This is a genomic window from Corallococcus sp. AB045, from assembly GCF_003668895.1.
Classification (GTDB): Bacteria; Myxococcota; Myxococcia; order Myxococcales; family Myxococcaceae; genus Corallococcus; species Corallococcus coralloides.
The window spans coordinates 64,221-72,645 of sequence record NZ_RAWN01000017.1 but is presented as its reverse complement, the minus strand read 5'-3'; the positions used below and the strand labels follow the sequence as shown (position 1 = coordinate 72,645).

Below are 8,425 nucleotides of genomic sequence, written 5' to 3'. Positions count from 1 at the left end.
CGGGGGTTCCACGCCACTGGCGGACAGCGGGGCACGGGGAGGCGGCGGGGGTTCCACGCCGCTGGCGGACAACGCGACCCGGGGCGCGTGTCCGGCGCGCGGGGCGCGTTCCACGCGGGACGGGGCTTCGCGGACCTGCGTGCCCGCGTTCTTGGAGGAACGGGCGTTGTCCTCGGGGGTGGACGCAGCGGAGGCGGCCTTGCTCGACGCCGGGGCTTCGGGCTCCGCGTCCAGCGAGAGCGATGCTCCGAAGGCCGTGGTCCTTTCGCGCGGAGGTGTGGCGGCGGCTCGCGGCTTGCGGTCGGGCGCGGAGGTTGCGTCGTCCTGCGTGGGGCCGGGTTCCTGGGCCGAGCCGCCGCGAGACAGCTTCGCGGCCCGAGCCATGCCGCTGGGAGCGGGGGCGGACTCCGAGAGGGAGACAGGGCTCTCCGCTGGCGCCTTCGCGGCGCGACGGGGGGAGTCCGCGTCTTGCGAAGTGCTCGCGACCGAGCCGTGACGGCCGGATGGAGCCTTGGGCTGGCGGGTGGCGTCCGTGCTGGATGCCGTGGCGCCGACGGAGGCGTGACGGCCGGACGGAACCTTCGGCTGGCGTGCGGCATCCGCGCCGGATGCCGTTGCGCCTACGGGAGCGTGACGACCGGACGGGGCCTTTGGCTGGCGGGTGGCGTCCGTGCCCGGCGCTGCGGTACCGACTGGCGCGTGACTTCCGGAGGGTGCCTTGGGCTGGCGCGGTGCTTCCGTGGGGAACGGTGAGGTTCCTACCGGCGCATGACGTCCCGAGGGCGCCTTGGGTTGCCGAGGTGCTTCCGTGGACGTCGCTACGGTGTCCACCGGCGCATGACGTCCCGAAGGGGCCTTGGTTGGGAGGTCGACCTCCGCGCCCGGCACTGTATCCGCGAGGGACACAGGGCTTCCCACCGGAGCCTTCCCGGATGCGGGGCGGCGCTGCGCTTCCGCTCCCTGGGCGGCGTCTCCTACCGACGCGTGCCGTCCGGAGGGGGCCTTGGCGACATCCGCGACCGGGGCATGGCTTCCCGAGGGGGCCTTCCCAGGCTGCGCCGCGGCTGGAGACGCTCCCGCGCCTCGCTCTGATTCCTTCCGCGACGCACGCTCAGCCGTGTCACTCCGAGCCCCCGCGCGCCCTCGCTTCTTGTTGCCAGGAGCCGCGTCGGGTTCCTCGCCAGCCGTGTTCGTCGAGCCGACCTGCGCTGCCGCGTTGCCGCGTCCCTTGCGCGCAGTCGCGCTGGCCCCTGGAGCCCCGGCCTTCTGGCCCGCGCCGTCCTTCGCTCCGGTCGAGCGCTTCTCCGGGGCATTGGCGGACGAGGCCTCCGCCGCCTGGAGCAGCGACGGGACGTCCGTGTTGGACGTCACCTCGTCGGACAGGTCCTTGCGCTTCGCCGCGGGCACCCGGCCCGTGGCGACCGGCGGCGCGACGAGCACCGACGGTGGCGGCACCCCGCCGGCCTGCGAAGGCGCCGGACGCGCGGGCTCCGGCGATGGCGGATGGGCGCGCTGCTCGCGGGACTTGCGCAGACTCTCGGCGCGGCGCGCGTAGAGGCGGGCCTTCTCGGTGTTGTGCAGCACCTCGCGGCAGAAGAGCGCGAGCCGCTCCCACGTGTGCTGGCGCTCCTCGTCGTCTTCCGTCGCGGTGGCCGCGTTCTCCAGCGCCCAGGCGGCCTCGCCGAATTGCTCGCGCTCGGTGCAGCGGTCCGCGAGCAGCAGCCAGGCTTCCTTGTGCCCCGGCTCGAAGCGCACGGCCTGGCGCAGCTCCGCCAGGGCCGCTCCCGCGTCGCCCATCGCCTCCAGCGTGGCGATCCGCTCCAGGTGCGCCTTGCGCGCGGCCGGTCCCCGAGGCTCACGGGCGAGCTGCGCGTGCAGCAACGCACTCAGCGCGGGCAGGTCGCCCAGGCGGCGCGCGAGCGCCAGCAGGTGCTCCCGGGGTTGCTCATTGTCCGGGCTCTCCGCGAGCACTTCCGCCCAGGCCCACTGCGCGATGCGCAGGTCGCCCAGGGACTCCTCCGCGGTCCGCGCGAGCACCCGCAGCGCGTCCAGGCGATCCGGCGCGCGGCGCGGCGCGGCGGCACAGGCGGCGCGCAGGCGCTCGACCTGGGCGAAGCGCTCGTCGTCGGACACGCTGCGCACCAGCCCCGCGAGCACGGGCAGCATTCCGGGCACGAGCGCATCCGCCGCCTCGAAGTCCTCGCGCGCCTTCGCGGGGTTGCCCATGTTCAGCTGCCGCTCGCCTCGCGTCAGCAGGGCCACGGCGCGGGCCCGCGAGGTCCTCGCCCGGGAGATCGCGTCATCGAGCGCACGGCGCACGAGCGAGGCGTCCTCTCGCTGCGACAACAGCCGGACCTGTTCACGCAACGCCGTGCGCTCACCGGTCAGCTCGACGATCTCCCGGTACATGCGCGCGGCGCCCGCGGAGTCCTGGAGCTCGTTCTCCATCACCTCCGCGAGCCGGGTGAGGGCTTCGGCGCGCTCGGGTGCGTCCTTCGCGCGGTCCGCGCGCTTGAGGTACAGCTGGGCCAGCTCGCGCCAGGCACTGCGAGCGATGAGCTGGGCCTCCTGGCGCTGGGACCAGGCCCGCTCCGAGCCTTCGTCCGCGGTGCGTGCCGACGCAGCTGCATCCGAAGCCGGGGGCTCGGAGGGCTTCACCGAGGGGACGCGCGTGGAGTCGCGCCGGGGCGCGGCGGTGGCGGCCTGCGCGGGGGAATCCGCCTGAGGGAAGACGACTTCCGAAGTCGATTCCTCCTCGTCGAACGCGGGCTTCGAAGCGGCGGGGACCAGCACGGAGGCCCGTCGCGGAGCGGATGGCTTCCCGTCACGGGACTGCGTTGACGCGGAAGCGCCCTTCTCCGCTTCGACACGCTCGGGAGGGATGATCTCCGAGGTCGCCTCTTCGTCGTCGAACGCCATCGCTGGCGCACCCGGCACCAGCACCGCGCTGGACGGACGCGGAGGGAGCACTTCCGACGTCGCTTCGTCCGGGTCGGGGGCACTCGGCGGACCGCCCGGCACCCGCACCGCATCCGGCTGGCGTGGGGACGGCTCGTCAGGAGCGGAGGTCTTCGAGGGTGCCGCCGTCATCGCGGCCGGAGACTCCTCGGAGGGCTTCTGCGACGAAGGCTTTTCGTCGACGGCCTGTGCGGCATCGGCAGGCGGCGCTTCCTCGAGCTTCTTGCCGAAGACCTGCGTCGCCTCGAACAACGGCGAAGCCGGTGGCGCGGCAGCAGGCGCCGGCGCCTCAACCTTCCCGTCGGGCGTCCGCACCGCATCCGACGCCGCTGCTTCAGTCGTCGTCGCAATGGCCTTCACTTCGGACGCTGCTGCCGTGTCCGGAAGCAGTGGCGTCTGCGTCGCACTCGCTGGCGGTGTTCCACCGACGTGCTCGGCCGCATCCGCTGACGACGATGCCGTTTCGACGCGCTCAGGCGCCTTTGCCTCGCCTGACAACATCAATGCGCTCAACGCCGCGATGACGTGTTCGGGCACCGCCGCGGACGGCGATGCGCCTTGCGGCGCGACGACGGACGCAGGCGCATCCGCGACGTTCACGGACGACGATGCACCCGAGGCCGCTGAGTTCACCGCATCATCTGACGCCCGCGCCTCGACCGCTGACGACGACCCATCCGATGCAGCAGGGCCCATGTCGCTCGGCGCCTGCGCCTCATCTCCAGGGCGCACCGTGTCCGGTGCCTTCTCGCCAGCCTCCTGCGCAGCGGAGCCTTCCCCCTTGAGGCGGGGTGACCCGGCGAGCCCGGCACCGGAGTCCGTCTCACTCCGTGCACCGGAAGCTCCCGCCGACACGGGCTCCGGAATCGTCCTCGCTCCCCGTGGCGGCGTCACCACCCGGGCCTTGCCCGGCCCTTCGTCTTCCCAGGGGAACTCCGGTCCTCGCGACGCCGTCCGTGCCGGTTCCGCCCACTCGCCCAGCGGGACCTGCACCGTGGCGGCCCGGGGAGCCCACGCCTGCGGGGCCGGCACCGAAACCACCGGCATCTCCACCACCGTGTTGCCCAGCTCCGGATCCGACAGCGCCAGCGCGGACACCTCCACGGTCTTCGTCCGGGACTCCTCGTCCTCCGCCAGGGGCTGCGGCGACGGCACCGACTTCGCCTTCGCCACCCGCTCGCGCAGCACGTCGAGCACGAAGCGGGCCCGGGCGTCATCCGGCGCGTCCATCAACAGCCCGTTGAGCACCGCCGCGGCGCGCGCTTCCTGGCCCGTGCGCCGCAACACCCGCGACAGCTGGCGGCGCACCTCGCGGCGCACCTCGCCCCGCTCCGTCACCATCGCCGCGTCCAGCAGGGTGATGACCGCGCGCTCCGTGCCCGCCTTCAGCGCGCACCGGACCAGCACCGCCGCGAGCCGGGGCGTCATCGGCAGGGAACGGCTGGCGGACACCAGGCCGGAATACGCCCGCGCCGCCTGCCCCTCCTGGAGCAGCCGAGCAGCGTCCCGGCAGATCCGGGCCACCGCGCCTCGCACGTCCTCTCCTCGCGAGCCTGGCTCCGGTCCGCGAAGGGAGGGCTCCGGCGTCCGTGGGCCCTTGCCGTGTCTCCCGCCACCCATGAAGCCCCCAGTCTACACACGATGCGCGCGACGGGGGCATCCTGTCCGCCAGCACAGGGCCCTGGTTTTCCAGGTTCTCAGGACGCGTCCGAGGCCACGATGGGCCCTTCCGGAACGCGCACGCCCGCCGACTCGAAGAACGCCCGCAGGTCCTCCGGCACCGCCGCCTCCAACCGCAGCGGCCCGCCCGTGCGCGGATGCCCCAGCTCCAGCGCGTGCGCGTGCAGCAGGCACCGCGCCGCCATCAGGCCCCCCGCGCTCCCCGCGCCGCCATAGCGCGAGTCCCCCAGGATGGGGTGCTCCAGCGCCGTCAGGTGCGCCCGGAGCTGGTGCGTGCGGCCCGTCCGGGGCAGCAGCTCCACCAGGCTGAACGCCTCCCCCGCGAACAGCGTCCGGAAGTCCGTCCACGCGGGCACGCCATTGGCCGCGCGGGTCGCCCGCCAGCGCCCCGGCCGCGACGGGTCCTTCGACAGGGGCAGGTCCACCGTGCCACCCACCGGGAGCCCCGGCCCCGTCGCCGCGAGGTAGCGCTTGCGCGCGGTGCCCTCCCGGAACGCCTCGGCCAGCGCGGAGGTGGCGGCGGCCGTCTTGCCGAACACCGTCACTCCGGACGTCTCCCGGTCCAACCGGTGCACCAGCCCCGCCTGCCGCCCCAGGTGCTCGCTCACCAGGTCCACCAGGCTGCCACCCACCCGGCCTTCCGTGGGCTGCGCGTTCAGGCCCGAGGGCTTGTCCACCGCGATGACGTCCGCGTCCTCGAACAGCACGCGAAAGGGGACCGCGGGCTTCGAGGCCTCCAGCGGGCTCTGCCCGGCCTCCTCCAGCACCACCGTCACCACCTGCGCGGCCTGGAGCTTCACGGCCCCATCCCGCGCGCGCCGCCCCGCCACGTACACGGCGCCCACGTCCACCAGCCGCCGCACATCCGCCACCGGCAGCGCCAGCTCCGCCGCCACCGCCTCCACCAGGGCACGGCCCACGTGCGCCCCCTCCGCCCGGAACGTCCGGCGCTTCATCGCGCGCCGCCCCTTTCCAGGAGGGACTCCAGGGGGGCATGCGGACAGGCGACGGAGGCGGAGGACATGGCGCGACACTCTATGCGCGTGCTCCCTGCCCTGACGCGGGCTTCCTGTTACCTTCCGCGCCGCCATGGACCGCCCCCTGCTCTCCGTCCGGTCGCGGCTGGATGACTTCCTCGCCGAGCTGGCCACCCTCCAGTACCGCTACGGCGCCGGACTCTCCCCGGACCTCCCCGTCGCACGCCTCTACGCGTCCTTTCCGGAGCTGTCCTCGCCGGAGACCTTCGCCGCCGCCAGCGAGGCGCTCGCCCGCGCGAAGGGCAAGGGCGACCCCGACCCCGTCGCCATCCGCCGCATCACGTTGGTGCGCGAGCTCATCGCCACCCAGGTGGAGGAGTCGCTCGCCCTGCCCGCGGCGGACGCCGTCGTCGCGCTGGAGGCCCGCTCCCACATCCCCGCGGACGACACGACGCTGTCCCTGGCCCAGGCCCTGTCCCAGATTCCACGCGAGCCCAGCCGCTCCCGTCGCGCCCTCCTGGAGCGCGGCGCCGGCAACTTCCTCTGGGACCACCGTGGCCCCTATGGAGACCGGCGCGACGCCACCCTCCAGGCCGCGGAGGTGCTGGGCTTCCCGGACTACCCCTCGCTGCGCCAGGACGTCACCGGCATCGACGCGGGCAAGCTGGCCGAGGCCGCCGAGGAGACCCTCAAGCGCACCGAGGACGCCTACCGCGACGTGCTGGCCTACGTGTTGCGCAAGCTGGAGCCCACCCTGCGCCCGCTGCCCGGCGGCGAGGCGCGGCGCCACGACGTGCAGCACGCCCTGCGCGCCCCGTGGATGGACGCCTGCTTCCGCCGCGAGGACACCGTCCCCGCCGTGATGCGCTGGCTGTCCGACTGGGGCCTCCACCCGGAGGCTGGCGGCCGAATCCGCCTGGATGACGAGGCCCGCCCCGGCAAGGCGTCACGCCCCTTCGTCGCCGCAGTGCGCGTGCCCAACGAAATCCGCCTGGTCCTCCAGCCCCGGAGCGGCATGGACGCGCTGGGCGACCTGCTCCACGAGCTGGGCCACGCGTGGCACCTGGCCCACGTGGACGCGGACGCCCCCATGGAGCTGCGCCGCCTGGGCGACGCCTCCGTCACGGAAGCGTATGCCGCCACCTTCGAGCGGCTGCTGCTGTCCCCGCCCTGGCTCAAGCGCTACCTGGGCCTGCCGTCCGGCACGACGAAGGACGTGGTGCGCCTGGCCGCGTTCCAGGCCCTGGCCGTGCTGCGCCGCCACTGCGCGAAGCTGTCCTACGAGCTGTCCCTGAGCACCAAGGGCGCCTCCGCCGACCGCGCGGACGAGTACGCCGACGGCCAGCGCCGCGCACTCTTCGCGCAGCCGCACCCGGGCTTCTTCCTCCATGACGTGGACTCACAGCTCTACGTCACCCGCTACCTGCGGGCCTGGGCCCTGGAGACCCGGCTCACCGCGCACCTGCTGGAGCGGTTCAACGAGGACTTCTGGCGCAACCCCTCCGCCTTCACCTGGCTCAAGGGGCTTTTCGCGCGCGGCGGCGCCGCTGACGCGGAGGGACTGGCCACGGAGGTTTCGGGCACGCCGCTGGCGCTGCCCGAGGCGGGAGCGCGCCTCGTGGCCATCCTCAACCAGTAGGGAGTACGGCCCCCTACTTCTTCTTGGCGCGCAGCGCGCGGACGATCTTGTCCTTCGCCGCGTTGGCCGGAGCGACCTCGCGAGCCGGCGCCTTGGAGGCGTTGGCCGCGGTGCGCGTCTGGCCAGTGCGCGCGCGCATGGCCTTCATCAGCTGCATCTCGATGACGAGCAGCTCGTCCGCCAGCTCCGCGTTCGCACCAGCGGCGCGGGGCAGCGGCGCGCTCTTGCTGGGAGCGCCCGCGCCGTGGCGCATGCGCAGAGCCTTCTCCTCCGTGGCCGTCAGCGTGGTGGACTTCTCCAGCGCCGCCTTGACCTCTTTCGCGGTCAACGTGCTACTTCCGACCTTGCGCTCCATCTCCGCTCCCTTCGTTGTGCACGCCTGAACACCCGAGCATGTCAGATGCGTCTGGGCCGCAACCGACGAGGATTGTAGAGGACGCAAGAGGGCCGTCAAAATTTCTTCCAACAGGCCGCTGCCAGTCTGTAGCGACCCGCCCCACCCGCTACAGCTACAGATGCATCCCCAGACCCAGGAACGTGGAGCGCAAGCTCTGTCGCTCCCCGGAGAATGGGGAGCCCCTGGCGGAGAAGTTCTGGTAGCGCGCCTCGGCGGAGAGGAAGAGGTTCTCCCCCAGCTCCACCCCCACGCCGCCGCACAGCTCGAAGCCCAGCTGGAGCACGCGGCTGCCCAGCGCGTCCGGGGCCACCGGCTGGGGCCGTGAGTGGGGCACCAGCATGCTGGCCCCCGCCCCCAGGAAGGGCCGCACCCGGGTGTCCCCCAGGGGCACCACGCGCACGGACATGGGCGTCACCTCCGTCAGGTGCCGGCTGGACGCCAGGTGGCCGCCCACCTCCAGCACCGCCCCCGGCTTGCGGTACGCCCAGCCCAGGCCCGCGCTGTAGCCCACCGTGGGCGCCCCTTCCGCGTCGCCCTGGAGCACGTAGGCCCCCAGCGGCGCGACGGTGATGCCCAGGTTGCGGGCGGGTTCGGCGAGGGCCGGGGTCGCCAGGAGTGCGAGCCCGGCACACGCCAGGGGGAGGGCGGAACGGAACATGGCCTCCCGTGAGAGCAAGGCCAGGGCCAGGGGGATTCCCCAGCCGCGTCAGGCACTTGCGGGAAGGCCCCGGCCGGGGCGGCGGCCCGTGCAGGACACGGCCGTCACAGCCCGGA

Annotated in this window: 5 protein-coding genes; 1 reads left to right on the top strand and 4 read right to left on the bottom strand. The window is 73.7% G+C overall.

All coding sequences use genetic code 11. The annotated features are described in order from the left end of the window. Positions 1-4,494, bottom strand: a 4,494-nt coding sequence (locus tag D7Y21_RS06660) for a hypothetical protein (protein ID WP_121711985.1), incomplete at its 3' end; no start/stop codon positions are given. A gap of 161 nt (positions 4,495-4,655) precedes the next feature. After that, entirely contained in the window at positions 4,656-5,594 is a 939-nt protein-coding gene (locus D7Y21_RS06655) for an RluA family pseudouridine synthase (RefSeq protein WP_121711982.1), read from the bottom strand. A gap of 133 nt (positions 5,595-5,727) precedes the next feature. Between D7Y21_RS06655 and D7Y21_RS06650 the strand changes: the two genes are divergently transcribed. Then, complete coding sequence (locus D7Y21_RS06650) at positions 5,728-7,254, top strand: peptidase M3 (RefSeq protein WP_121711980.1); 1,527 nt, start codon at positions 5,728-5,730, stop codon at positions 7,252-7,254. 13 nt (positions 7,255-7,267) lie between these two features. Here the strand turns inward: D7Y21_RS06650 and D7Y21_RS06645 are convergent, their stop codons facing one another. Together D7Y21_RS06645 and D7Y21_RS06640 are read right to left on the bottom strand one after the other, a co-directional pair. Next, complete coding sequence (locus D7Y21_RS06645) at positions 7,268-7,609, bottom strand: hypothetical protein (RefSeq protein WP_014394173.1); 342 nt, start codon at positions 7,607-7,609, stop codon at positions 7,268-7,270. A gap of 154 nt (positions 7,610-7,763) precedes the next feature. Continuing rightward, positions 7,764-8,309: a hypothetical protein gene (locus D7Y21_RS06640; protein WP_120566576.1), complete on the bottom strand. Its 546-nt coding sequence runs from the start codon at positions 8,307-8,309 to the stop codon at positions 7,764-7,766. Between the last annotated feature and the right edge of the window lie 116 nt (positions 8,310-8,425).

What these genes read in the sequence shown, in the direction of transcription:
- D7Y21_RS06655 (WP_121711982.1), bottom strand. Translation starts at nt 5,594, where the DNA reads ATGAAGCGCCGGACGTTCCGGGCGGAGGGGGCGCACGTGGGCCGTGCC.
- D7Y21_RS06650 (WP_121711980.1), top strand. Translation starts at nt 5,728, where the DNA reads ATGGACCGCCCCCTGCTCTCCGTCCGGTCGCGGCTGGATGACTTCCTC.
- D7Y21_RS06645 (WP_014394173.1), bottom strand. Translation starts at nt 7,609, where the DNA reads ATGGAGCGCAAGGTCGGAAGTAGCACGTTGACCGCGAAAGAGGTCAAG.
- D7Y21_RS06640 (WP_120566576.1), bottom strand. Translation starts at nt 8,309, where the DNA reads ATGTTCCGTTCCGCCCTCCCCCTGGCGTGTGCCGGGCTCGCACTCCTG.